Genomic DNA, 25,620 nt, shown 5'->3' on the forward strand with positions numbered 1-25,620 from the left:
CAATCAGGTGCACAATAGAAAAGGCCAGCTACGGGAGCTGGCCTAAAAACTGTCAACCTATCTTAGGACGGGACACTAACCCACAATTTATTTCAGTAAAGCCAGCTTTTTACGCTAAACATCGGCCGCATGAGTGGCGTGAAATGAATATTTTTTACCGCCATACTCCGTCTATATCCGGCGATGCATCATCCTTTCTCATGCCACCTAAGCGCAAATACTTATCCAGTCTCCCAACATCGACACAAACCCAAAGCTGTTAACTATTCAGGCTGCTTCTCGAACTGTTTCACACCTGCAGGAATTTGGAACCAATCCTGCTTTTCACTCACCCAAGAGTGGACGGTGGGGTGGATAACCCGGGTATCATCGAGATTTGCCGGCTTCAGTTTGATCAGTTCCGGATGCGCTAAATTAAAATGGTATATGCGGTTGCCGCAATTGGGACAAAACATACCAGCGTTGATGTTGCCACTGTCGGCTGTTCGATCCCAACGCTTCATTTCTCCATGAAAGACCACATCCTTGGCATCCACCATGGCGGTGATGCTAAATGCGCTTGTGGATAGCTTCTGGCACTGTTTACAGTGGCAGGCAACCACTTTTTTAGGAGCAGCCAAAAGTTCATAGGTAACGTTACCGCACTGGCAGCTGCCGTGAATGGGGTATTGGATTTCGCTCATAAACACTCCTTTTATCGATTCCAAAAAAACACCCGCCGGATGGCGGGTGTTTAGACCGTTCGGATGGAAAATTACTCTACCAGACCACGGCGTTTCAGCAAGGCGTCGATTGTTGGCTTTTGACCACGGAAATTGATGTAATCCTGCATCAAATCCTGGCTGTTGCCTTTAGACAGTACGTCTTCACGGAATTTATCGCCGTTGGCACGAGTCAGGCCACCATTATCTTTCATGTAAGTGAAAGCGTCTGCCGCAAATACTTCAGTCCACAGATAAGCGTAATAGCCGGCAGAGTAACCCCCTGCGAATGCATGGCTAAAGTAGCATGAACGATAACGCGGCATGATTGGCGCATAGTAAATACCATGTTTTTCCAGCGACGCTTTTTCAAAAGCATTCACGTCGGTGATCTTGGTACCGGCTTTAATAGAATGCCAATCCATATCCAGCAATGCTGCGCCCAAATATTCCACAGTGTTGAAACCCTGATTAAAGGTTGCAGCGTCGCGGATCTTCTTCAGCAAATCAGCCGGGATCGGCTCACCTGTCTTGTAGTTCTTCGCGTAGTTTGCCAAAACTTCAGGATTGATGGCCCAGTCTTCGTTAAATTGTGAAGGGAATTCCACAAAGTCACGCGCGGTGGAAGTACCGGCCAGACTAGGATATTTCACTTTTGAGAAGATACCATGTGCTGCATGACCAAATTCGTGGAACATAGTCACGACTTCATCGAAGGTTAACAGTGTCGGCTGACCAGCGGCTGGTTTTGGAATATTGAGGGCGTTATAAACCACAGGTTTGCCATCCAACAGGTAATTTTGGGTGACAATCTCATCCATCCAGGCGCCACCATTCTTGCCTACACGGGCATATGGGTCCAGATAGAACAATGCCAGAGGACTACCGTCCTTATCAAATACCTGCCAGACCTTCACATCTTCCTGCCATACTGGCAGATCAGTACGAGGTTTAAAGGTAATGCCATAGAGCTTATTCATCGCGAAGAACAAGCCGTCATTCAGCACCCGGTTAAATTCAAAGTAAGGTTTGATTTGAGCTTCATCCAGATCGTATTTAGCCTTACGTACTTTCTCTGCGTAGTAGTTCCAATCCCACGGCTTCAGTTCAAAATTACCGCCTTCGGCTTTGATCTCTTGCTGAATGTCTGCGGCTTCTTTCTTGGCCTTATCAACGGCTTTCGGTGCCAGGTTATCCAGCATACTGAATACGGCAGCAGGTTTACCGGCCATCTGATTAGCCAGCACATAATCGGCCCAAGTGTCATAGCCTAACAACTTCGCCTTTTCAGCTCGCAGTTCGGCCAGCTTCAACACGATTGGGCCGTTAGTGTTTTGAGCACGGTTAGCAGAGGTTTCCCAGATTTTCTGACGCAGATCGCGGTTATCCAGATGCATCAACAATGGCTGACGAGTAGTGTTCACCAACGAGATCAGATAGCCTTCTTTACCGGCCTTCTTAGCCGCGGCCGCCAAGCCGTCGATTTCATCATCGCTCAGACCTTTCAGCTCAGCTTTGTTTGTCACCAGGATAGTGTCATCTTTAAATGACTTCAGAATATTCTGGGAAAATTCAGTTGCCAGCTTGGACAATTGACCGTTCAAATCACGTAACTGCGCTTTATCCTGATCATTCAATTGCGCACCGGCACGGACGAAGTCATCGTAATAGTGCTGCACCAGACGCTGATCGACTTTATCAGTGAGCTTATCTTTGGCTTCGTAAACGGCTTTTACGCGCGCAAACAGCTTAGGATCCATGTAAATATTATCGGAGTGCTCAGTTAGCATCGGCATAACCTGCTCTTCGATCTTTTGCACTTCATCGTCGGCCAGCAAACCAGAGTACTGGAAAAACGCCCGGGATGTACGGTCAAGAATGGCACCGGTTTTTTCCATCGCAACGATAGTGTTTGCAAATGTTGGGGCTTCAGGATTGTTCTCAATCGCAGCGATTTCATCGCTATGCTCTTTGATACCAGCCTTGAATGCCGGAATAAAATCCGCTTTGGTGATCAGGTCGTATTGTGGGGCCTGGAAAGTCAGCGGACTGGGTTTTAACAACACATTTCCCACTTCCTTTTTATCCTTTTGAGTATCTTTTGCTGCACCAGAAATTTGGCTTGCCTGTGCTGCTAGCTGCTTAACTGCTTCAGAAGCATTCGGTTTGGTTTCTGCGGTTTTCTGTTCACCACAGGCACTGAGAACCAGCGCTGCACCAATAGCAGTAGCGATAAATGTTTTATGCATTGTGACTCCGTTTTTCTTAATGCTGTCGCCTAGTTATGATTATTAAGCTTCACTCGTTGGTGACCGGGTACGACAGCCCAGATTGATTCCCGCACCAACCTTATCAAGTTTTGCCAAGTGGTAACAATCTCTGAACTGTAAGAATTTACAGCCACACTCAACCTCGGCACTTAAATCAGCCGTTCGCAGAGGCTTGTGTCAAAAGTCGATACCGAAACAGATGAAAATATTACTACCGTTAAAATTTCAGTACTGTTATGAAGTACTTGTCAGGTTCTGTTACAAAAATATCAGCATAAAAATTGCTGCAACTGCTCATCGACACTACCGTTAACGTTATTCGAACGGCACACTATAACAATCCTTAAAGGCCGAAAATGTTGGCCCAGACCAAATTACCAATATCAAACATGTATAAAAAATCGCTTTTGACCACAGCACTTGCCATCATGCTGGTGGCCTGTGCGCAACAAACTGCCCAGACACCTGCGACTGTCAATCTTCGGATATTGGAAACCTCTGATCTGCACGCCAATATCATGGATTACAACTACTACACGGGAAATGACGACCCAACCATTGGCCTGGCTCGGACGGCCAGCCTTATTGAGGCAGCGCGACAGAGCGCGATCAATGCGGTGCTGGTTGATAATGGCGACCTACTCCAGGGCAGCCCTATGGGCGATTACATGGCACATACCGGATTACAGCCAGGTCAAGTACACCCTGTCTATAAGGCCATGAATCTGCTGGACTATACAGTGGGCAATATCGGCAACCATGAATTCAATTATGGGCTGGATTTCCTGCACCAATCACTCGCTGGCGCACGGTTCCCATACATTAATGCCAATGTCTATTGTGCTGCAGCAACCTGTTGGGATGGCATTAAACAAGGACAGCATCTATTTACCCCTTACATTATCAAGCCGACACCAGTCACTGATACTAATGGTGAGTCGCACACACTCAACATCGGTTATATCGGTTTTGTCCCACCACAAATCCTGCAATGGGACCAACAAAATCTACGCGGAAAAGTGCGCGCCGATAGCATCTTGGAAACGGCTAAACGACTTGTCCCAGAAATGAAAGCAAAAGGTGCAGATATCATTATTGCGATACCCCATTCCGGTATTGGGTCGACGCAAAATCCTGGAGAACCAATGGCTGAAAATGCCGTTTATGCCATTACTCAGGTCCCCGGAGTGAATGCTGTACTGTTCGGACACAGCCACTCCATTTTTCCGAGTCAACGCTACAGTGCGCTGCCCAACGTCGATGTCAACAAGGGACTGATGAATGGCGTACCTGCGGTTATGCCTGGGCGCTGGGGCGACAATATGGGGCAAGTGGATTTCACGCTATCGTTGCAAGATGGGAAATGGAAAGTTCTCAATGCCAGTGCCAAAGCGGTTCCTATTTATGATGGCATTCATAAAAAGCCACTGGTGACAGCAGAAACACGGATCCATCAGGCGGTTGCAGCCGAGGATACTGGCACCAAAGCGTTTATGGAACGACCCATCGGTGCCGCTTCTGCCGATATGTACAGTTTCCTGGCCCAGGTACAGGACGATCCTACCGTGCAAATGGTGGCAAACGCGCAAATCGCTAGGGTGAAGACTCAATTACCAAAATCGCTGCAAAGCTTACCGGTATTATCAGCATCAGCGCCGTTTAAAGCCGGTGGTCGTCATAGCACCACCAGCGACGCGGATCAGTACATTCAAGTGCCTAAAGGCGTGTTGTCCTACAAAAATGCCGCAGATCTGTATCTATATCCTAATACCATGGTCGCGGTAAAAGTTACCGGCGCAGAACTAAAGGATTGGTTGGAATGTTCTGCCAACCAATTTAATCAGATTGATCCACAGAGTCCGAAGCCACAACAGCTGATCAATGACGGTCACCCGACCTACAATTTCGACATTATTGATGGCATCAGCTATCGCATTGATGTGACTCAGCCAAGCAAATTTGGTCGCGATTGCCAATTAATCAACCCAGAAGCATCCAGAATTGTCGACCTCAGTTATCAGGATGCGGCGGGCAAGCGATACAGCGGTGATGCGTTTGCGCACCAGCAGTTTATTGTTGCCACTAACAACTATCGGGCATTTGGCGGAAAATTTAGCGGCACGGGTAGCAGTCATGTGGTGATGGAGTTACCGGACAGTAACCGTGAGGCGTTAGTGGCATATATCACCGAAAAGTCACACTTCAATAGTGCCACCGGCAGCTATGATGCAACCGTAGATCCGGCTGCTGACTACAACTGGGACTTTAAAGACATAAAAACCGCTGTGCCGCTTGATATCCGTTTTGAATCGCAGAATAGCCCAAAAGCCGATGCTTTTATCCGTCTGCAACAGCACCGACCCATGACCAAATTAGCGGTGAATGACCTAGGATTTGCTGAGTATCGGATAGATTTAACCGCCACACACTAGCAGCCAATACCTACCTGTCAGCCATGATATTGACTTTATTGCACTGATGAAAAAGGGGCTTCAAAACCCCTTTTCATCACGATCAAGCAGAATAGCGTTGTTGATAATCGTTAGTAGCAAATTCCAGCAACGCTTCCGCACTCTGGATCGGCCCCGTAGCCTTTAACAGTTGCAAACGTCCAGGTTGCGCATAATCGGTGAAATGGACTTCGTCGTCGCCTTCCATTACCACGTAATCACAGCGTTCACTTTCGGCACACCAAATAGTTCTGGCTTGCGCACTGTGTTCACGTAACGACTGTTCTACTTTAAATACAGGTGCCATATTGCTCCCCTTCCAGCAACTTACGATATGCACATTGTAAAAAGTCTTTTGCTTATTGATTAAGCACTGCTTAGTTACAAAAGTCGTTGGTTGCCGGTCAAAGGGAAATTCTGTGAACTAACACATGCCTTACTCAGCCAGACAATCGCGTATGCGCGCTGCAATCGCTTCAATTTCTGTCTTATCACCACTGATTTCTGCATGGGGTTTTAAGCCTTTCAGAGGACCGGGAATGATATGAAAATGCACGTGAGGAACACTCTGTCCAGCGTAACTACCATTGTGTTGCACCAAAGTACTGCCCTCAACTGCCATCGCAGTTTGCAACGCCTTACCTACTTTTTTAATGGTCTGCATACAGGATAACAGCGCGTCATCGGGCAATTGATACAAAGTGACGGCAGGTGCCTTTGGTAACACCAACAGGTGCCCCGGCATCTGCGGCATAATATCCATAAATGCCAAGGTGTCAGCGTCTTCATATACTTTAATGCAAGGTAACTCACCGCGGATGATGCGCGCGAAGATATTATTGTTGTCGTAATTCAAATCCATCATGGAGTGTCCATTCATTATCAAGGAATGCAGGTTTATCAGATCTTCAGTAGTTTGCCCAGTCTATACAGATCAAATGCTTAAAGGATGTGTCAAAAGTCGGTAAGCTATGCGTAATAACCACGACCACTGTTCGATGTGGTCACAAGTGAGGAAGTTGTAATGGCGGTCATTACCACCGGCGTCCACCCAAACGGACTTGAGTATATCGAAATTGACAGCGAGTTATGCCATGCCAGGGTATTTCTGCAAGGTGCGCAAATAGAAAGTTTTACGCCTAAAGGCAAAGCACCTTTGCTCTGGGTGTCGTCCGCGGATGATTATCAACCCGGTAGCGGCATCCGCGGCGGCATTCCGGTTTGCTGGCCATGGTTTGGACAGCATCCAGATGCAGACTGGCCACAGCATGGCTTTGCCAGAAATCACATGTGGCAGCGATTGAATAGCGCTGTTCAGGATGAAGTCGTCACATTGAGCTTTGTATTGCCACTGACTGATGCGGATCGGGTGTATTGGCCGCACCATACCCGTGTAGAATTGCATTGTCGCTTTAGCCATGAACTTCGCGTCAGCCTGGTCAATATTAATCAGGACCAACATCCGGTGACGCTGACCCAGGCACTACACAGTTATTTCCCTATCGGCGATATCCATCAGCTGGTCGCCAGCGGCTTTAAGGGCGCTCGTTATATTGAGTTCGGTAAAGGTCCGTATGATCAACTGCAGGACAGCGTCAGATTCGATAAAGAAACCGACAGGGTCTACACTGCGCTCGGGAATATACAGACACTACAAACCCCTAACGGCACGATAGTCGTCAAACGTGAACGTAGCCGCTCAGCCATCCTGTGGAATCCCTGGATTGAAAAATCGCGCCGATTATCGCGTTTTCATGATGACGACTACTTGCAGATGGTATGCCTGGAAGCAGCTAACGTGCTGGATGATGCGGTAACGCTGGCCCCCGGAGAACGTCATGTGCTTGCCACTGAGATCAGTTGGCAGGATTAAGCGGTTCCCAACATGAGTAACCACAAGCGCATTATTTACCGATCACTGACATTGATGCTAGCTTGCTTGATTCTGCTATCAATGTTGCTGGCTGGTGGCTGGTGGTTACTGACACAAAAGCAAAGTTGGTGGCTGCCGCGCATTAACCAGTTATTGCAGGCAAAAGGGCTCCAGATAACGGAACTCAGTTGGCAAATTCCTGACTGGAATTCCCTTATCCTGCCCCATCTGACGATAGAGTATCGGGGCAGCCAGCTACAGTTTGAGCAATTACAACTACAGTTGAAACAACCGATTACCTGGTCAACACTATGGCAATGGTATAGGTCCCCCGAAGCAAACGAAGCACTTGGTAGCCAGCAGTGGTGGTTAGCAAATCTCCAGTCGGTGAGCTACCAACATGCCCACTTGCAGTTGACACCCAAGTTGCTACTACCAGCTGATGATAATAGCGCCCTGACATTCCCGATTACGCAAACCTTGCCTGATATCAGTCTCAATGACACTGATATCGCGTTTATCCATTCTGCGCCGAATGGTTTCAAGCTCCGATTACCACAACTTAAGCTAACGAGAAATGGCAAGTTTTCCAGTGCAGTGCAATGGCAACAACAGGCACAGTGGCGCCAGTTACTCGCCTTAAACGGGGAGTTGTTCGCAGAACTCAAAACGGCTCCCGGCGCATCTCAGCATGGCTGGTTAGCGCAACTGCAACTCGCGCCTGCACAACTGCTATTAGCACTCCAGCAACTCGCCAATGACAGCAACGCCAATGAATTGCAAACTGCCTATCCATGGCTAAATGAAGCATTTCTGCAGAAGCTCCCGCGCGTTACCGGAACCTGGCAGACCAATATTCAGTTAGGCTTACAACGCGGTGACAGTCTGGTATCCGTATGTTGGTCAAACCCTGCCCTTGAATTACCAACGACGGTTGGTAGCCCTATCGAGCTGACACCTCAAGCAACAACGCCGGAATGCCCGGCCAACAGTGTTGCCGCTACCCTGAGAGCCGATGATAACCAACAGCGATTAGCCCTAAGCCCGCTGCGGTTAGCATTACAAACATCAGCAACACAACGACAGTCCTTAGCACAGTGGATAGACAGCCTGACCGGCACGACCCAGATGACCAATAGCGCTAATGCCATGGAATCGCGGTTGTCACAGCTAAGCGCGGCACTCAAACAAACCAATACTCAGCCCAACGCAGGAATAACACTCAACCTCGCTGAAGGTGCAACTATAGATATCGCCAATAAACAACTGGCAATTCCGGTCGTGACGCTGACCCCGACAGTGGCCAATGCCCATGACTGGCTGACGTTGGAACTGCGCCAGCTGAATTTGACACCGACAGACACCAAGCCCGTTGATGTGGTAGTAAAAACCACCGATAAATTTCAATTACAGCTGCAGCGACTACTCCAGCAATTGCCAGCGCTCCAATTGCAGACACAATGGCAGCTACGACTTAATCTGCCACAGGGCATAGATTGGCAACAGTCTGATTTGGCGATCAATAGCCAAAACACTCAGGCTAACTTTGCTGGAAATTTGGTGCTTGATGGCAACAATCAATCACTGTCGATGTTGGTTAACCCAAACGCCTCAGTGCAATCTCAGGCATTAATGGTGAAACGCGCAGACGAGCTGGCACTGACTGTCGCCAGTATTCATAGCCAAATAACATCGCCACTCCAGTTCAGTCTGACACCTGAGCGGTTACAGTTACAATTACCCGAACTCCAACAACAACTGCAATCTGTCAATATGACCACGGATAACATCCAAGCAAGTATGGGCAGGATGGACATTACACTGCCGGGACTGCCTCAGCAGCAATGGCATTGGACCGAGAGCGATGTGTTAACACAGCTGCAAACGCTGAATGTCAAACAGCATTTGTCGCTTGCCAGTGAACGAATCCATGTCAGCCAACGCCATCTGACTCGCATGGGGAGCCGAACCGATACCTTATTAAACCTCAGTAAAGCATCTCTGGTGGCACAGTGGTTATGGGATGGTCAGGAGCTCAGCAGCGAAGAACAATGGCAATTTGATCGACTCAAATTAACGAGCCAACACCAGTTACGCCCTTATCTGACCAACGCTGGACCACCAGGATATGATGTCAGCGGACATTGGCAGATGCAGGCCTCATTGGCAGATATACGCACATTAGCCGCTAAAAATCTGGTGTTATCGACCGACTGGCAACTGCAAGGAAAAACGGCAATTACCGCTGATATTGCCTTACGGCAACGCGGCACCGCGCTAACGCTCAGTGGCACGATACAACCTCAACTGGTCGATGGCACTGGTAGCTATCAGCAACTTCCTTTCGAGGGATTACAAGCGAGCAGTCGATGCCGGTTTGTGGTGGACAAAGCGGCCAGCCAAGCGGCAACCGCTGCCGTCAACTGCCAGCAATTAGCTATCCAAATCGCGGCGTTTAACCCCGGCGTGCTGATGGATAATGTCACCATCAAGGGTGACCTCTCATTCGTACCGGAACTGGATGCGCAAAAACGCCAGCGCGCTGGCAACTGGTTGCTGCCGGGGTTTAATGATGCTGATATCCAATTGGCTGCCAATGCCGATATGCTCGGCGGTCAGTTGGCACTGCCGCGCTTTCGACTGCGACTCAATCAGCCTTCTGATGCCTATCTGATGTTGCTGGGTCTGGATCTGCATCAACTGCTTCAAGCCAACCCACAACCGGGTATTGACGCCACCGGCATATTTGATGGTGTACTACCGTTAGCCATTACCAATAATCAACTGTCGGTGAGCGGTGGCCATTTGGCCTCACGCGCACCGGGTGGCGTTATTCAGGTGGGGGCCAACCCAGCGGTACAACAGCTGCGTCAGAGCCAACCCTATCTCGATTTTGTGTTTTCCACGTTAGAGGAGTTGCACTACCGCGAAATCACCAGCACGTTTGATATGGCACCTGATGGCGAAGCCAAACTTAACATGGCAGTCAAAGGCCGCGGTAAAGGCGTTGAACGGCCAATTGAGTTAAACTACAGCCATGAGGAAAATTTGCTGCAACTGCTGCGCAGTTTGTCTATTGGCGACCGCTTGCAAATGCAGCTTGAAGCATCCATGCAGTGAAACAGGAACCGGATATGAATCGTCTACCGCACCTAACAGGAAGTTTGTTGTTGCTGGGGCTCATGCTCAGCGGCTGTACCCCAACGGTAAAAATTGAGCCACCGGATAAGCCGATAGTGATCAATCTTAACGTTAAGATTGAACATGAAATTCGTATCAAAGTGGATAAGGCACTGGATGATCTGGTGTCTAACGACGAACTCTTTTGAGCCGTATAAGGAACTGACAGATGACAACCCGAATAATGACCCTGCTCTGCGCAATGCTGCTGAGCTTTTCCAGTTTTGCTATCAGCTTGCAAGAGGCCAAAGATCAAGGATTAGTAGGCGAACAACTGAATGGCTATCTGGCTGTAGTTAAACCCGGTGCCGGAGTTGCCGAACTGGTGAAAGATATCAACGCCAAACGCCAGGCACAATATGAAAAGATTGCCCGACAAAATGGCATTAGTGTTGATGACGTGGCAAAAATGGCCGCAGCTAAGGTGATTGCTAAAGCTGAAAAAGGTCATATGGTTCAAGATAATAGTGGCAATTGGGTAAAAAAATAATGACAAAAGCGTGAGCCATTCCACTCATCTTTTGACATTAAGACATTAATGCCAATCAAGCATAATTGCATGGCGTTAATTCATGAGCGATTTTGTCAAGTATGCGTGAAAATACGTACCTCTGAAGTGCTTTTACTTGGCCTCCTGCGTATGTGGAGGCTTTTTTTTTGCGCGTTTGTCAGGATTCTTGATGCCCATCGCCATTATCGCGCTGACCTTGGCAGGCTTTGCCATCGGTACCAGCGAATTTATTATTATGGGGCTGATGCCAGAAGTCGCTTCCTCTTTAAAAGTTGATCTTCCCAGAGCAGGATTATTAGTCACTGTTTACGCACTTGGCGTCGTCATTGGCGGTCCGATTTTATCCCTGGCAACCGCCAGTATCTCCCGAAAGAAAACACTCATTGGTTTGCTGATGTTGTTTGTCATCGGCAACTTGTGTTGTGCCTGCGCCAGTGGCTATAGCACGTTGATGGTGGCAAGAGTGCTAACGTCACTCTGTCATGGCACGTTCTTTGGCCTAGCGTCAATTGTTGCCACGGATCTGGTGAAAGAGGAGAAACGTACTCAAGCGATTGCACTGGTGTTCATGGGCGTATCACTCGCCAATATTCTCGGGGTCCCTGTGGGTACGGCTATTGGGCAAGCCTTGGGTTGGCGTAGTGCTTTCGTTGCCGTGGCGATAATTGGCGTACTGGCACTGTTTGGTCTGTGGCGTTTTCTGCCCCGCAATTTAAAACAACAGCCAGTTTCGGTTCGCAATGAAGTCCAAGCATTACGGCACCCTAAAGTCATCAGTGGCCTGGCGCTGTCGGTGTTATGTAACGCCAGTCTGTTTTGTCTGTTTACTTATGTCGCCCCCATCCTCGGTCAGGTCAGTGGCGCCAGTCCGACTCAAATCACCTACATTTTATTTGTACTGGGTCTGGGACTCACGATTGGTACCTACTGCGGAGGTAAACTAGGCGATCGACAGATGTTGCCCTGGTTAACTCGCTTAAGCCTCGGTCTGATCATGGTATTGCTATTGAGTTATTTCGCCCTGCCACATCTGAATATTACCGTCGCCTTATTGTTCCTGTGGTCAATCATCGGCTTTGCCTTCGGCCCGATGTTACAGATGTTGGTAGTGAAACATGCAGCCAAAGCCCCACTTCTGGCATCGGCCTTTAACCAAAGCGCGTTCAATCTCGGCAACGCGATTGGTGCGTGGATTTCCGGTACATTGCTAGCCTTTGGCACGGCGCTGAGAGAATTACCGTTGGCGGGGGCCATGTTGGCGCTAATCGCCCTGTTGCTGGCGCTGAGCCTTAGCTGGCGCCAAAAACATGCATCAGAAGCCAGCCGGTAACACGTTGCGATTACAGCAGTTTTTGCCAGAACATGGCTGAACCAGTTTCAGGCCGTAACTGATAAGGTGCAAATCCCGCTTTGAGATAGGCATTACGGGCCACCGTGTTGCCTTCCAACACTTCCAGTGTCACTTTGCAGCAACCACGCTGAACGGCTTGCTGCTCTATTGCCCGTAATAACATCTGGCTGAGCCCACAACCGCGCCACTCACAGTGAACCACCAGATCATGGATATTGAGTAATGGCGCGCATTTAAAGGTGGAGAAGCCAAGCACACAATTAGCCAGTGCAACGGGTTGCTCCCCACTAAAAATCAACAGGCTAAACACATAATCCAGTTTAGCCATGGTGGATACCAAATTAGTGATAACTGCGGTGGGTAATGCCTCGCCGCCGCCGGTAGGTTCTTGAGCGTAATGCTGCATTAACGCCACAATCGCCTCCGCGTGCAGAGGTTGGTGGTAATCAGCCAAAACCACCTTAAATGCTGCTGACGACTGGCCCTGCTGTAGTTCCAAGATAATCCCCTTATGATGTGATCGGCTGCTCGCCACTTTACGCCGTTACCAACTGTTGCATCAATCCTTTTAGCCATTGTAATGCCGGTTGCGACTGCTGCACTGGATGCCAGACACAATTAAGATGATAACTGGGCATGGCAGCGGGTAACGGCACTTGCTGCAACGACCAGTTTGCTGCCAACATACTGGCTACCCGCTGCGGCAATACCAGCAGATGATCGGTCTGACTGACAATCGCCGCCGCAGACATATAACTCTGACTGTTAACCGATATTTGCCGTTTTAGTCCCTGCCTGGCCAAAAACCGATCCACAATGGAATCTCGCGTTCCCAGCGGGGAGTGAAACACATGCGGCGTGGTTACCAGTTGCTGCAAATCCACGGCGCTAGTAATACTGGGATGGCCTTTGCGCACCAAACCACTCAACGGTTCAGTCAACCAGGTTTCACGGCTGAGATGTGGCGGCACTTTCATGTATTCGTCAAACCCCAATACCAAGTCTATATCACCGCTCGCCAGTTCGGCTTCCGGCAACTGATCGCGCAGGATCAGAATTTCAATATTGATGCCAGGCGCTATCTGATTCAGCTGGGCAATAAGCGGAGGTATTAACACGCACTCGACATAATCCGTGGTACTGATAACAAATCGCCGCTGAGAACTGGACGGATCAAATAGCTCCGGCTCGCTTAACTGCTGTTCGAGCAGTTTTAGCGCTTGTTGTACCCCACGATAAAGTGTTTCTGCCCGCGGACTTGGCAACATTCCCTGTGGGGTACGGACCAGCAGCGGATCATTAAAGGCGGTTCGCAAGCGATTCAGCGCATGACTCATCGCGGGTTGACTGATAAATAGACGTTCTGCAGCACGAGTAACATTACGCTCCAACATTAAAGCATCAAATGCCAACAACAGATTGAGATCCAGCTGATTCAGCTTCATCTTAAATTCATCATATGAATAAGTAGATTTATAATATTCATTTGATGGATACATAACAACTTCATACACTTTGCGCTATTCTGGGGAACATCAAATGCTTCCCCCTCTTACCAAAAGGAGTCGTTGCTATGGCAAAAGTGAAAGTTGCCGCCACTCAGATGGCCTGTTCCTGGGATATTGAATCGAACGTCATTCGTGCCGAGAAACTGGTACGGCAAGCCGCCGCTGAAGGCGCACAGATCATTTTGATCCAGGAACTGTTCGAAGCCCCCTATTTCTGCATCGACCAGAGCCCGGAACACTTTGCGCTGGCGCAAACGCTGGAAGATAGCACGCTGATCAAATATTTCCAGAATATCGCCAGAGAACTACAAGTGGTGCTGCCACTGTCATTCTTTGAACGACGCGGCAATGCCCATTACAACTCGCTGGTGGTTATCGATGCCGACGGCAGTCTGTTGGATGTGTACCGAAAAACCCATATTCCTAATGGCCCGGCTTATCAGGAAAAACAGTTTTTCACCCCGGGTGATACCGGCTTTAGGGTGTGGCAGACTCGCTATGCCAAAATCGGTGTGGGCATCTGCTGGGATCAATGGTTCCCGGAAACCGCACGTAGTCTGGCGTTAATGGGTGCCGAACTGATTTTCTTCCCAACGGCTATCGGATCTGAACCGGCTTATCCGGAAATCGACTCACAACCCCACTGGACTCGCGTACAACAAGGTCATGCCGCCGCCAACTTAGTGCCCGTCATTGCCTCCAACCGCATCGGTACTGAAAAGAGCAAATTTATTGAAGGACTGGAAATGACTTTCTATGGTTCCTCGTTCATTGCCGATCAGACTGGCGCATTGGTCGCTCAGGCTGACAAAACCAGCGAATGTGTGTTGGTGCATGAGTTCGACCTGACAGAAATCGACAAACAGCGTATCAGTTGGGGGTTGTTCCGTGACCGACGTCCGGCGATGTACGAAACCCTGCTGACTTCTGATGGCGAAAACGTCTGGTAAGGAACAATCCATGAGCAGTAATACCTTACAGGGTGCACCACAACAACACGGTTTTTATATGCCCGCGGAATGGGCACCACAGCAAGCGGTGTGGATGATTTGGCCGTACCGTCCCGACAACTGGCGCGAAGAAGGCCGTTATGCTCAGCAAACCTTTGCGGCGGTTGCCAGTGCCATCAGTGCAGCAACGCCGGTGTTTATGGCAGTGCCTAACGTGGAAATGTCCAAAGCACAAGCCGTTATGCCTGCTTCAGTAACACTGGTGCCAATGGCCAGCGATGACTGCTGGGCACGGGATACCGGTCCGACCATCGTGATCAATGGTCAGGGACAATGCCGTGGCATCGACTGGGGCTTTAATGCTTGGGGCGGTGACAATGGCGGCCTCTATGCACCGTGGGATAAGGATGAATTGGTAGCACAACAGATGCTGGCTGAGCACGGCTTTGACCGTTACGCCGCACCGCTGATCCTGGAAGGCGGCTCAATCCATGTCGATGGTGAAGGCACCTTGCTGACCACCGCCGAATGCCTGCTGAATCCCAACCGCAATCCGCATCTTAGCCAACAACAGATTGAAGCCTGTCTGGCCGAATATCTTGGCGTCAGTCACTTCATCTGGTTGCCACAAGGCGTCTATATGGATGAAACCGACGGTCATATCGACAACATGTGCTGTTTTGCCCGACCCGGCGAAGTGATCCTGCACTGGTGCGAGGATGAAAATGACCCGCAGTATCCGCGTTCACAAGCCGCTTATGAAGTCCTGAAAAATGCGGTGGATGCCAAAGGACGCAAACTGACGATCCATAAATTGCCACAACCTGGTCCGTTGTATTGCAGTGAGCAGGAAGCGGCGGGGGTTGCCAAAGGCTCAGGGGTGCCACGAGAAGCCGGTGATCGTTTGGCCGGTTCTTATGTGAACTTCCTTATCAGTAACCAGCGGATAGTGTTCCCGCTGCTGGATCCGGCCACCGATGACATTGCCAAAGCCAAACTACAGCAGATTTTCCCGGAACACGAAGTGGTGGGTGTCGCCGCACGGGAAATTCTGTTGGGTGGTGGCAATATCCACTGTATCACCCAGCAGATCCCTAAGGGTTGATGAGCTGATATAAAGCCACAAGCCAGCCTTGCAATCGTGCGAGACTGGCTTGTTTTTATGTATTCACGCTTGTTGAATGATGTTCGGCATCACCATGCTTGCCCGCTTGCACTTCGGAGGAAGGATGTATATGCAGATGTTCATGGGCATGATGATGTGGATGCCGATGCATCACCGCATCATCCAGTTGTCCCGATTGCAGGATCACCGCGCGATTTGCCAGCCGTTCCAGTACGGCTCGGTCATGGGAAACAATCACCATCGCCTGCGGTAATGCCTGTAAGTGCTGTAACAAACGTTCTTCGGCATCAGCATCCAGACCATTTGTAGGCTCATCCAGCAGTAGTATTTCCGGTGACATCGCCAGCACAGTGGCCAGTGCCACCATGCGTTTTTCACCGCCCGAGAGCCGATACGTTATCCGCTCGGCAAACTGGGCCATGCCCAATGACGCTAACGTCTGATGCGCTTTAGCAACCGCCAGCTCAGCAGCTAATCCCTGATTTAATGGCCCAAAGGCAACGTCTTCCAACACTGTCGGACAAAATAATTGATCGTCAGAATCTTGAAACAGCAAGCCCATTCGCTGTCGCACCCGCTGGAAACTGTCTTCTCCGACACAGTGCTGACCGAAAGCCGTGATACTGCCGCTGTTGGGCTTGGCTAAACCCACTAACACCCGCAGCAGCGTTGATTTTCCGGCACCGTTGGCACCGATTAACGCCAACCGGTCACCGCTCTGTAATTCAAAATTTACTTCACTGAAAACCGGCTTAGCACCATAGGCAAAACCCAATCCGGCAACTTTGAGTAATGCCGTCTGCGGAGTATCAGTCATGCGCTTATCCTGTTGGTCGATATGCTCAAAAGCCATATTGCCCCCACTGCCAAATTAGCGGCATTAAAAATAGCAAGATGGCAATGGTGAGGGCTGCGGTATCTCGCAAACACCACTGTACTGGCGTCAATAAATGAAACTTGCCGTTAAACCCGCGGCAACGCATGGCACCACTGATCCGCTGCGCCCGTTCCATACTGCGCACCAGCAACATGCCCAGTAGATGCCCATAGCTGCGCCAGGTATGCCAGTTACTGCCAGCCACAAAACCGCGAGCCTTCATGGCAGTACGTAACCGTTGGTGCTCATCAAATAACACGCCGATATAGCGCACTGTCATCATAAACAGCTGTACTAGCTTTTCTGGTAATCCCAGGCCCGCCAACGCATAACCAAGTTTTACCGGCTCCATCGACCCGACAAGCGCGAGTAGCGCCAGCACGACTGCGTTACCACGCAGCAGGATCACCAGCGCTTGAGTTACGCCCTGATAGCTCGCGTCCATCCCCCCCACGGAAAACCAGCGCTCACCCGCGACGTTAAAAGGTAAAAACAACAACACCAGTACCATAAAGCCTTCAAATGCCAACAGGCGCTTGAGGATCAGCCGCCACTGACACCCAAGTAACGTTGTGAGTAACAGCGCCAATGCCAACATTAAAATCAATGGCGGTACGGCGGATAAACACAGGGAAACCAACGTAAAAAACACTGCGGCTAACAGCCGACTGCGGGGATCCAGCACCGAAAACCAGTCGGGCTCCAGTGCCTGATGTTGTAGAGAGAAACTATTCATTGTTGCAGTTTACGGCTGCGCCACCATAAGGCGCTACCAGTAAGACCGAAGATAAAGCCGATGCCGCCAAGCAGATCCGACAATCTTAGCCGATCAGCATACTGCTGCAGTTCCATCCGTAACGGACCAACTTCTTGGGCGACAGCCGTTTGTACTAGCTGCTCAAGTTGGGCTTTATCAATGGCAGCGGTTGTCGGCACCGCGGGGCTGTTAGTCACGGCGTTATCGGCAACCTTAGGTTCTGCCACAGTTGCAGAGGCCACGGCAGGTGCAGCAACTTCAGCGGCTTTTATCTCCCAGTGTGCCACATGACCATCTTCAGTGTCGGCCACGATACTATAGTCCTCTGCACCCGGCACTTTCACCCGAAAATCACCTTTTTGATCGGGACTAACTTCAGCCACCAACTGATGCTGTTGGTCAAACACCTTTATATGCGCGCCACCAGCCGCAATGCCACCAGCAAAATAGGCATTGCCCACAATCTCATGGCCTTCAGCCCATGCAAATACCTTTAACAGATGTGCCGATGCCGGCAGGCTGCAAGCCCCAGACAACATCAACAGTAGCCCGATTACTATGGATTTATTAGCGAGTGGCATGGGATTCCTCCGCCACCAAAGGTTGTGGTAATTGTTTTAGCAGCAACTCAGGAGCGACTTTAGCAACAAAGCCGACGATGGCACCAGTGATCAGCGACTCCACCAACAGTAGCGGTAGATAAGTCAGCAGGATCACTTTGCCAGCAGCAAGATACTGCGGACCACTTAGCACCAGTGCCAGGCACACCAAGGAACCCGTTCCAGCAACCCCAATAGCACCGGCGACCATCCCACTGATAAACAGCTGCCGCCGGTTATTCGCTAGCAGCGCCCGATTAAGCCATGGCGATACCAGGTAATAACTGAGTAGCGCTGGCAAGGCTATATCGAGGCAGTTAACGCCGAGCACCAACAAGCCACCAAAGCCAAAAAACACTGCCTGTAACAATAACGCGACCAACAGTGCGGGTACTGCCAGCCAGCCCAGCATTAATCCCATCAAGCCATTGAGCAAGAGATGCACACTGCTGGGCCCGGCAGGAACGGCCACCAGGGATGCGACAAAAAAGCAGGCTGCCAACACTGCGGCCTGAGGCAAGCGGTCGTAATCTAGTTGCCGAATGGCATAAGCCACCGACGCTGCGGTCACTACAGCACCAGCAATTAACACTGGCGCAGATAGCACGCCTTCAGGAATATGGGCCATGACTACGCGCTCCTATTTCATGTCTCGGGTAAACACCCAGATAAGTCCGCCGCGTTCCACCGGCACCTCTTTCCCTTGCGGATTTTTCATCGGTTTTTTACCGTCCAACAATGCGGCGAACCCCCACCAGCCCGCTTTTGGCATCACATAACTGAAAGTACCATTGGCATCTGCATGAACTATCTGGGTGATATAGGGATCTGAGGGCGGCGTAATACTGCCATCATTAAGCCATTCCACTTCAACTTCGGCAAAAGGCACCGGCTTACCCTGGCGTTTCACCACGCCTTGAAACAGATTGCCGCTCCATAATCCAAAAGGCCGCGTTAAGGGCACGATTTCCACCGGCAAACCGACCTCGGCAGCCCAGTTGTCTTCCATTCCGAAAGCATCTACCACCACTTTGGTGTAATGCACAATCATTTTGCCTTCGGCTGGCTCCCAGTAGGGGGCAGGTTCCAGGTAAAACAGGTAATCGCCAGGACGCTTAATCTGGTAAATCGCATTAAACGTCTGAACACCTTGCGTCTGCTGAGCCTGCAGCGTATCCAACAAATTCTGACGTCCTTGAGGTCCAACGACACCAAATTGTAATGGGGTGGCCATATTCATTAACGGACCACGAGACATCGGGTGGGTAAATTTTAACGATAGCGATAACTGACTCTCAGCCGGAGTGGAAACAATATCGTGAGATGGGATCAGTTCTTGAAAATGGGCACTGGCACTAAACGAGCATAAACAGATGGCGGAAGATAACGTCAATAGCAGATATCGCAACATCAGAAACTCCGGGAAGTTGCATCGGCGACGAGCAGCGTCGATATTACAAAAATAAAATTCGTAATACACGATAGCACTCAGCCATGACTGTCGTCATCCATAAGCTACCGCGGTATCTGCATTAACTTGCAAGAATACAACCTGAGTCACAAACCCGCTGATTGATGCCTTAAAGTCGCGAAATTCCCGGAGTTTACTTTACGATGGATCAAAGTTTCGTGACTACACCTTGTCACGACGCCATTTCGGCATCATCCCCGCAACAAAGATACCAAAGAAAATAAGTGCCACACCAAGCAACTGGTACCAGTGGAGCATTTCCCCCAGCACGAACACTGACAACATCACGCCGAACACCGGCATGAGGTAGATAGACATGCCGGCCGGTGCAGGTCCCATACGGTCAACGCAGGCGTTATAGAGCAGATATGCCATTACCGAAGGAATGATGCCGACATAGGCTAACGCTAGAAAAGCATGCATATTCCAGTTAGCAACCCCGCCACCCTCTACTTCCCAACCGTAAAAGGGGGCTAAAAACACCAAACCGACAATCATTTGTACTGACATCAACCCGACGCGGCTCACCTCCGCGGGAACATACTTAAGCCAGTGGGTATAAAACGCCCAGCAAAGTAAGCCACTGAGAATATAAATATCACCATGACCAAAACTCATTGCGGTCAGCACATGCAGATCACCTCGGGTAACAATCGTCAGGACTCCGCCAAAGGAAAGTAACATCCCCAAACTCTGCCGCAAACGCAGTGGTTGTCCATAAAACAATGCCCCCAGCAATAAAATCATTAAGGGAAGACAGGCATTGATGATCAGACCATTAGCTGCGGCGGTGGTTTGCAAGCCGACATAAATTAAGGTGTTAAATGCAGTAATGCCGGTGATAGATAGCCCCAGAATCAACCAGGGATGTTCACGATATTTGCGCCAATCTCGCCGAAAAGCGGCTATCGAAAACGGCAATAATACTATCACCGCGATAATCCAACGGTAGAAAGCCAAGGTCACCGGCGGCAAGTCGTTACGAATACCACGAGCCGCAATAAAATTACCGGCCCAGAACAGTGGAGGTAATACGATTAGCAATGCATTAATTGCAGTAATCTGCCACTTAAAACGTGGCTTATCATTAGTCAAAACTTCCATTTATTATAAATTGTGTAAGGATTTATCAGAAATACAGATTATTCCATTTTTTGACGATTGCAAATCCCCACTCAGGATTTATCCGGCTGCATCACCGTATGGGGGCGCTCTTCCCACGCTTGAGTACGCCATAGCGGCACACTGGACAACGCATGTTTATGGCTGCCATTGGTTTCTTTGGTAGAGTATGAAAGATACAGCAGCGTCTGGTGTTCACTGTCATAAATTCGCCTTACTTTGAGGCTTTTAAACAGCACACTTAGCGATTCACTGAACACCACTTCACCCGACTTACTTTTATCTATGGTCGCAATATCCGCCTTAGTAATCGGACCGGTTTGCCGACAGGCAATGCTCATATCAGAAGGATCGGCCAAATTCAGATTAGCCTCTATACGGCTCACATGGCAGGTTACGCCAGCGATCTTAGGATCGGTAATTGCGTCAATAACCACGTCCTTGGTAGTAAACCAGCCGAGACTTACCTTGCCAACATCATCGCCACAGCCCGTCAGCAATCCGACTAACAAGCATAATCCACCACACACTATCGTTTTCATTGATTCATTCCTGCATATTGGTACCGCCAACCGACGTCAGACTTGTGGACACTGCACGCCCGAGTTTAGGCCGTCATACTGTTGCAACAAAAATGTCATTTCCAGTGAATTTGTCATCTTTCATTCATAAAAAATTGCTAGCCTCATAGCTTTATATCTGCGGACTCACTAGGTGCTGCATATCTGTGATTTATGACGCCTTTTCCCAGATAACATCTGCTATATGTTAATTCAGCACAGTAATGCAACTTAGCCGTTCTGTGCTAAAAAATATGCCCGTAAGGAGAGTGCGGTGTCCCCTTCCACTGAAAAGTTTTCTCTGGATAAAGAGTTATCCTGGTTGTCATTCAATGAGCGCGTACTGCAGGAAGCTGCTGATAGTTCAGTGCCGTTGGTGGAACGCGTACGATTTCTGGGAATTTACTCTAATAACATGGACGAATTCTTCCGCGTAAGAGTGGCTGAAGTCCGGCGCGCTACCCTGCTTTCCAGTCTCAAAGAAGGTCGTAACTACAGTCGCCACCTGATGGCAAAAATCCAGACCAAAGTATTAGTGCTGCAGGACCGCTTTGATGCGATCTATGTTGAGCTGATGCGCGAGCTGGCACGACGTAATATTTTTCTGATCAATGAACAGCAGCTCAGTGAATTTCATAGCCAATGGCTGAAAAGCTACTTCAAAGACCATCTTAAACGCCATATCACACCACTGATCGTCCACAAAAATTCCGATCTGGTAAAACACATCAACGACGATACCACCTACTTAGCGGTATGCTTTTACACCAAAGAACATCGGCAATATGCGTTAGTAGAAGTGCCGACTAAAAATGTCGAACGCTTTGTACTGTTACCCCCAGAGAAAACAAAATCACGTAAATATTTGATTTTACTTGATAATATAATTCGTCATTGTATGGATTCACTGTTCTCGCCGTTTTTCGAATACGAAAGCATGGATGTGTATTCGATGAAATTTACCCGTGATGCCGACTTTGACCTGAACGATGAATTAGAACAAAGCCAGCTAGAAAAACTCACCAAAGGGTTAAAACAACGTCTGACAGCGGAACCGGTGCGGTTAGTTTATGATCGCGACATGCCCGAACATATGTTGGCAATGTTGACTGAGCAGCTCAACATCTCAAATACCGAATGCATTATTCCCGGTGGACGTTACCACAGCTTTAAAGATTTCATCGGTTTTCCGAATCCTGGTCGGAAATATCTGGAAAACACCAAAATTACCGCCCTCGACAGCGTGCTATTCAATCGCAGCCATAACTATTTTGAGGCGATCCGCCAACAGGATATCCTGCTGTATTATCCCTACCACAAATTCTCCCATTTTACAGAGCTAGTGCGGCAGGCAGCCTACGATCCGGCAGTAAAATTTATCAAAATCAGTCTCTACCGGGCGGCCAAAAAATCGCGAGTGATCCAGTCACTGATCGATGCAGTCAAAAATGGCAAACAAGTGACCGTAGTTATTGAGCTTCGGGCGCGTTTTGATGAACAGGCCAATATTGAGTGGAGCCGGGTTTTGGCCGAAGCCGGTGTACGAGTGCATCACGGTATTCCCAGCCTGAAAATTCACTCAAAACTATTTATGGTCGGGCGTGAAGAACAGGGTGAATTAAAAATCTACAGTCATATCGGCTCAGGAAATTTCAACGAAAGCACGGCGAAAATCTATACCGATATGTCACTGTTTACCGCCGACCAGGAAATTGGCCGAGAAGTCGATCAGGTGTTCGAGCTGATAGAACATCCATACCGCCGTTTCGACTTTAACCAGCTACTGGTCTCTCCCTATAACGCGCGTAGCAAGTTGATGGCGCTGATGGATGAAGAGATTAAACGTGCTAAAGCCAAACGTAAGGCAGCGATTACACTCAAGCTCAATAATCTGGTAGATGAACTGCTGATACAGAAGTTGTATGAAGCATCTGCAGCCGGAGTCAAAATTCGTTTACTTATTCGTGGGATGTGTTCGTTGATCCCTCAAATCCCGGGGATTAGTGACAATATCTCGGTTATCAGTATTGTTGACCGCTTTTTAGAACACGCCCGGGTAATGCTGTTTTATGCTGGAGGACAGAATAATCTCTACCTGTCTTCTGCCGACTGGATGGCGCGTAATATTGATAATCGTGTTGAAGTAGGCGTACCCATTCGAGATCCACAACTGAAAAAGATGTTGATGGATATTTTGACCATTCAGTTTAGTGACAACACCAAGGCTCGCATCATCAACAAAGATCAATCTAACCCCTACCGTGAACGCGGTAACCGGCGTAAGGTAAGATCGCAAATTGCGGTATACCAATATCTGGTCAATTATGAAAAAAAATGTCAGCAATTGATCAATCAACAAAACGCTAGTGAACCAAAAGCGTAACGGGAGAGGAGTCATTTGAGCGAGGTTGCCAAACACTTTGTTGCCATCGACATGGGTTCCAACAGTTTTCATCTGGTGATTGCCAGAGAACAAGACGGTAGTATTCAGATACTGCATAAAGAGAAACAACTGGTACAGCTAGCCGACGGCTTGGATAATGACAATGTTCTTAGTGATGCCGCAATTACCCGCGGCATTGCCTGTCTGCAAGAGTTCAAACAGCGCTTTTCCAGTTTACCCATTCCGCAGGTCCGCATGGTTGCTACTTACACCTTGAGGGTTGCCAAAAATCGCGACGCATTTCTTCAGGCTGCGCAACAAGTACTGCCCTACCCAATTGAAGTAGTATCCGGTCATGAGGAAGCACGACTCATATACAGCGGTATTGCCCACACTCAAGTATTAGCGGCCAGGAATCTGATAATTGATATTGGAGGTGGTTCCACCGAGGTTGTGGTAGGCAGTCGCACTCGAGCCAGTTCGTTGTCCAGTCTGCGTTGCGGCTGTGTCAGTTATAATCAGCGGTTTTTTAAAGATGGCGTTATCAGTGCTGCAGCATTTAATGCCGCGCTCAGTGCCGCAGATAAACAGTTTGCTTCACTCTCTAAAGAATACTTTACGGGTAACTGGGACCTCACGCTCGGTAGTTCCGGCAGTGTCAAAGCCATCTGCGAAGCGTTATTGCAATTTTTCGGCGATGACACGGTTACCATGGCGCGGTTGAAACAGTTAAAACAAAAACTGATTGCGTGGGGACATATCAATAAAATTCAGCTGGATAATGTGGATAGCAAACGAACACCACTACTGCCAGCCGGGCTGGCAATACTGATCAGTTTTTTCCGTCGGTTGCCCGTCATCTCGCTGGAGTTTGCCAATGGCGCACTAAGAGAAGGTGTGCTGTATGAATTAGCGGGGATCGGCACTTACAGTGACGTGCGCCAACGAACCGTTGATAGCTTGGCGCAGCTTTACCATATCGACCATCAACATGCGGAGAAAGTCCGTAATACAGCGATCACGCTATTTAATGGCGTTGCGGAAAGCTGGGGCTTACAAAATCATCGTCATACCCTGGAATATGCGGCAATTCTGCATGAAACCGGTATTCATATCAGCTCCCGCGCGCATCACAAACATGGCGCCTATATCATTGCAAACAGTGATATGCCGGGGTTTGGCGAGCAGCAGCAACAGTTACTGGCTCGATTGATTGGTAATCAGCGTAAAAAGCTGGATCTGGAGCGTCTAACGTTACTGGAACCGTCAGAAAAGCTGCTGTCAATCCGCCTGATTTCGTTATTACGCCTGGCGGTGCTGCTCAATCTTGGTCGCATTGCCAGCAGTGTGCACATCAGCAATGTCAGTTGCACGGAACGAGGCTTAACACTTGCCTTAAAAGAGCCCAAGCATCGCATCAGTCTTTTTGTCAAAGATCTGCAACGGGAACAAAAGCAGATGGCCAATGTGAATTTCGAACTTCAGTTCAGTTTTGCCTGATGTGAGAGGATCAGAGGGATATAAATCCCTCTGATTATCAACACTAATCATCCCGAGTCAGGACTTCTAACAGTTCAATTTCAAAATTCAAATTGCTGTTTGCCGGGATCATGTTGCCCATCTGGCGTTCACCATAGGCCAGATGCGCTGGCACCCATAGCCGTCGCTTTCCCCCCGCTTGCATCCCGGTGATCCCTTCTACCCATCCGGCGATCACTTTCTTATTGCTCAGGACTGTTTGAAAAGGCTGACCGCGCTTATAGGAGGAGTCAAACTCGGTGCCATCTTCGAGCCAACCACGGTAATGCGCGGTGATCAATGCTCCTTTTACAGCAGTTTTACCTTGTCCTAGTGCTAGCTCTTCCACTTTTACTTCTGTCATCATCTTTGCTCATCTTTATATCTTGAATTACCACGGCGCTATTATAGCG

Annotated in this window: 24 protein-coding genes; 10 read left to right on the forward strand and 14 right to left on the reverse strand. The window is 49.1% G+C overall.

What is annotated here, in order from left to right; genetic code table 11:
• Positions 1-263 precede the first annotated feature (263 nt).
• Entirely contained in the window at positions 264-683 is a 420-nt protein-coding gene (locus tag PY479_RS13975; RefSeq protein WP_275484145.1) for a GFA family protein, read from the reverse strand.
• Between the two features lie 71 nt (positions 684-754).
• A complete protein-coding gene (locus tag PY479_RS13980; protein WP_275484146.1) occupies positions 755-2,950 on the reverse strand; it encodes a M3 family metallopeptidase in 2,196 nt (731 codons plus the stop codon).
• A 410-nt stretch (positions 2,951-3,360) separates the two neighbouring features.
• On the opposite strand from PY479_RS13980, the gene PY479_RS13985 reads away from it, so the two are divergent.
• Positions 3,361-5,403 carry a bifunctional 2',3'-cyclic-nucleotide 2'-phosphodiesterase/3'-nucleotidase gene (locus tag PY479_RS13985; RefSeq protein WP_275484147.1) on the forward strand — a complete coding sequence of 681 codons (2,043 nt, stop codon included), beginning with the start codon at positions 3,361-3,363 and terminating at the stop codon, positions 5,401-5,403.
• 82 nt (positions 5,404-5,485) lie between these two features.
• On the opposite strand, the gene PY479_RS13990 is transcribed toward PY479_RS13985, so the two are convergent.
• Together PY479_RS13990 and PY479_RS13995 are read right to left on the reverse strand one after the other, a co-directional pair.
• Positions 5,486-5,728, reverse strand: a complete 243-nt coding sequence (locus PY479_RS13990) for a hypothetical protein (protein ID WP_212596239.1) — start codon at positions 5,726-5,728, stop codon at positions 5,486-5,488.
• A 129-nt stretch (positions 5,729-5,857) separates the two neighbouring features.
• Positions 5,858-6,286: an HIT domain-containing protein gene (locus PY479_RS13995; protein WP_228730448.1), complete on the reverse strand. Its 429-nt coding sequence runs from the start codon at positions 6,284-6,286 to the stop codon at positions 5,858-5,860.
• A 159-nt stretch (positions 6,287-6,445) separates the two neighbouring features.
• Here PY479_RS13995 and PY479_RS14000 point away from each other — a divergent pair, with 159 nt between their 5' ends.
• The 5 genes from PY479_RS14000 (at position 6,446) to PY479_RS14020 (ending at position 12,315) form a co-directional block, all read left to right on the forward strand.
• The gene (locus PY479_RS14000; RefSeq protein ID WP_275484148.1) at positions 6,446-7,294 is read left to right on the forward strand and encodes a D-hexose-6-phosphate mutarotase; all 849 of its coding nucleotides are present in this window, start codon (positions 6,446-6,448) and stop codon (positions 7,292-7,294) included.
• Between the two features lie 12 nt (positions 7,295-7,306).
• Positions 7,307-10,414, forward strand: coding sequence for a YdbH domain-containing protein (locus PY479_RS14005; RefSeq protein ID WP_275484149.1), 3,108 nt, complete (start codon positions 7,307-7,309; stop codon positions 10,412-10,414).
• 14 nt (positions 10,415-10,428) lie between these two features.
• Positions 10,429-10,623 (forward strand): YnbE family lipoprotein, encoded by a 195-nt coding sequence (locus tag PY479_RS14010; protein WP_212596236.1) that lies wholly within the window; start codon positions 10,429-10,431, stop codon positions 10,621-10,623.
• A gap of 20 nt (positions 10,624-10,643) precedes the next feature.
• Positions 10,644-10,964: a YdbL family protein gene (locus PY479_RS14015; RefSeq protein ID WP_212596235.1), complete on the forward strand. Its 321-nt coding sequence runs from the start codon at positions 10,644-10,646 to the stop codon at positions 10,962-10,964.
• Between the two features lie 190 nt (positions 10,965-11,154).
• A complete protein-coding gene (locus PY479_RS14020; RefSeq protein WP_275484150.1) occupies positions 11,155-12,315 on the forward strand; it encodes an MFS transporter in 1,161 nt (386 codons plus the stop codon).
• Positions 12,316-12,325: 10 nt separating this feature from the next.
• Here PY479_RS14020 and PY479_RS14025 read toward each other — a convergent pair whose 3' ends face one another.
• Positions 12,326-12,835, reverse strand: coding sequence for a GNAT family N-acetyltransferase (locus tag PY479_RS14025; RefSeq protein WP_228730447.1), 510 nt, complete (start codon positions 12,833-12,835; stop codon positions 12,326-12,328).
• A 37-nt stretch (positions 12,836-12,872) separates the two neighbouring features.
• A complete protein-coding gene (locus PY479_RS14030) occupies positions 12,873-13,781 on the reverse strand; it encodes a LysR family transcriptional regulator (protein WP_275484151.1) in 909 nt (302 codons plus the stop codon).
• 128 nt (positions 13,782-13,909) lie between these two features.
• Between PY479_RS14030 and aguB the strand changes: the two genes are divergently transcribed.
• The gene (gene aguB, locus PY479_RS14035; RefSeq protein WP_212596232.1) at positions 13,910-14,794 is read left to right on the forward strand and encodes an N-carbamoylputrescine amidase; all 885 of its coding nucleotides are present in this window, start codon (positions 13,910-13,912) and stop codon (positions 14,792-14,794) included.
• A gap of 10 nt (positions 14,795-14,804) precedes the next feature.
• Positions 14,805-15,899 (forward strand): agmatine deiminase, encoded by a 1,095-nt coding sequence (gene aguA, locus PY479_RS14040; RefSeq protein WP_275484152.1) that lies wholly within the window; start codon positions 14,805-14,807, stop codon positions 15,897-15,899.
• A 55-nt stretch (positions 15,900-15,954) separates the two neighbouring features.
• Here the strand turns inward: aguA and PY479_RS14045 are convergent, their stop codons facing one another.
• The 7 genes from PY479_RS14045 to PY479_RS14075 form a co-directional block, all read right to left on the reverse strand.
• Positions 15,955-16,773, reverse strand: a complete 819-nt coding sequence (locus PY479_RS14045; RefSeq protein ID WP_275484153.1) for an ABC transporter ATP-binding protein — start codon at positions 16,771-16,773, stop codon at positions 15,955-15,957.
• Positions 16,763-17,533 (reverse strand): cobalt ECF transporter T component CbiQ, encoded by a 771-nt coding sequence (gene cbiQ, locus PY479_RS14050; protein WP_275484154.1) that lies wholly within the window; start codon positions 17,531-17,533, stop codon positions 16,763-16,765. The genes PY479_RS14045 and cbiQ overlap by 11 nt, the downstream gene beginning before the upstream one ends.
• Complete coding sequence (locus PY479_RS14055; RefSeq protein ID WP_275484155.1) at positions 17,530-18,135, reverse strand: hypothetical protein; 606 nt, start codon at positions 18,133-18,135, stop codon at positions 17,530-17,532. The genes cbiQ and PY479_RS14055 overlap by 4 nt, the downstream gene beginning before the upstream one ends.
• Positions 18,122-18,781 (reverse strand): cobalt transporter CbiM, encoded by a 660-nt coding sequence (gene cbiM / locus PY479_RS14060; RefSeq protein ID WP_275484156.1) that lies wholly within the window; start codon positions 18,779-18,781, stop codon positions 18,122-18,124. Before cbiM ends, PY479_RS14055 begins: the two co-directional genes overlap by 14 nt.
• 12 nt (positions 18,782-18,793) lie before the next feature.
• Positions 18,794-19,564, reverse strand: a complete 771-nt coding sequence (locus tag PY479_RS14065; RefSeq protein ID WP_212596226.1) for a DUF4198 domain-containing protein — start codon at positions 19,562-19,564, stop codon at positions 18,794-18,796.
• Between the two features lie 222 nt (positions 19,565-19,786).
• Entirely contained in the window at positions 19,787-20,719 is a 933-nt protein-coding gene (locus tag PY479_RS14070; RefSeq protein WP_275484157.1) for a DMT family transporter, read from the reverse strand.
• A gap of 80 nt (positions 20,720-20,799) precedes the next feature.
• Positions 20,800-21,288, reverse strand: coding sequence for a CreA family protein (locus PY479_RS14075; RefSeq protein ID WP_275484158.1), 489 nt, complete (start codon positions 21,286-21,288; stop codon positions 20,800-20,802).
• A gap of 292 nt (positions 21,289-21,580) precedes the next feature.
• Between PY479_RS14075 and ppk1 the strand changes: the two genes are divergently transcribed.
• The gene (ppk1, locus tag PY479_RS14080) at positions 21,581-23,689 is read left to right on the forward strand and encodes a polyphosphate kinase 1 (protein ID WP_275484159.1); all 2,109 of its coding nucleotides are present in this window, start codon (positions 21,581-21,583) and stop codon (positions 23,687-23,689) included.
• 51 nt (positions 23,690-23,740) lie between these two features.
• The gene (locus PY479_RS14085) at positions 23,741-25,189 is read left to right on the forward strand and encodes an exopolyphosphatase (RefSeq protein WP_275484175.1); all 1,449 of its coding nucleotides are present in this window, start codon (positions 23,741-23,743) and stop codon (positions 25,187-25,189) included.
• A 43-nt stretch (positions 25,190-25,232) separates the two neighbouring features.
• Here the strand turns inward: PY479_RS14085 and PY479_RS14090 are convergent, their stop codons facing one another.
• The gene (locus PY479_RS14090) at positions 25,233-25,574 is read right to left on the reverse strand and encodes an FKBP-type peptidyl-prolyl cis-trans isomerase (protein ID WP_228730446.1); all 342 of its coding nucleotides are present in this window, start codon (positions 25,572-25,574) and stop codon (positions 25,233-25,235) included.
• Between the last annotated feature and the right edge of the window lie 46 nt (positions 25,575-25,620).

The organism is Shewanella sp. A32 (genome assembly GCF_029167175.1).
Taxonomy (GTDB): domain Bacteria; phylum Pseudomonadota; class Gammaproteobacteria; order Enterobacterales; family Shewanellaceae; genus Shewanella; species Shewanella yunxiaonensis.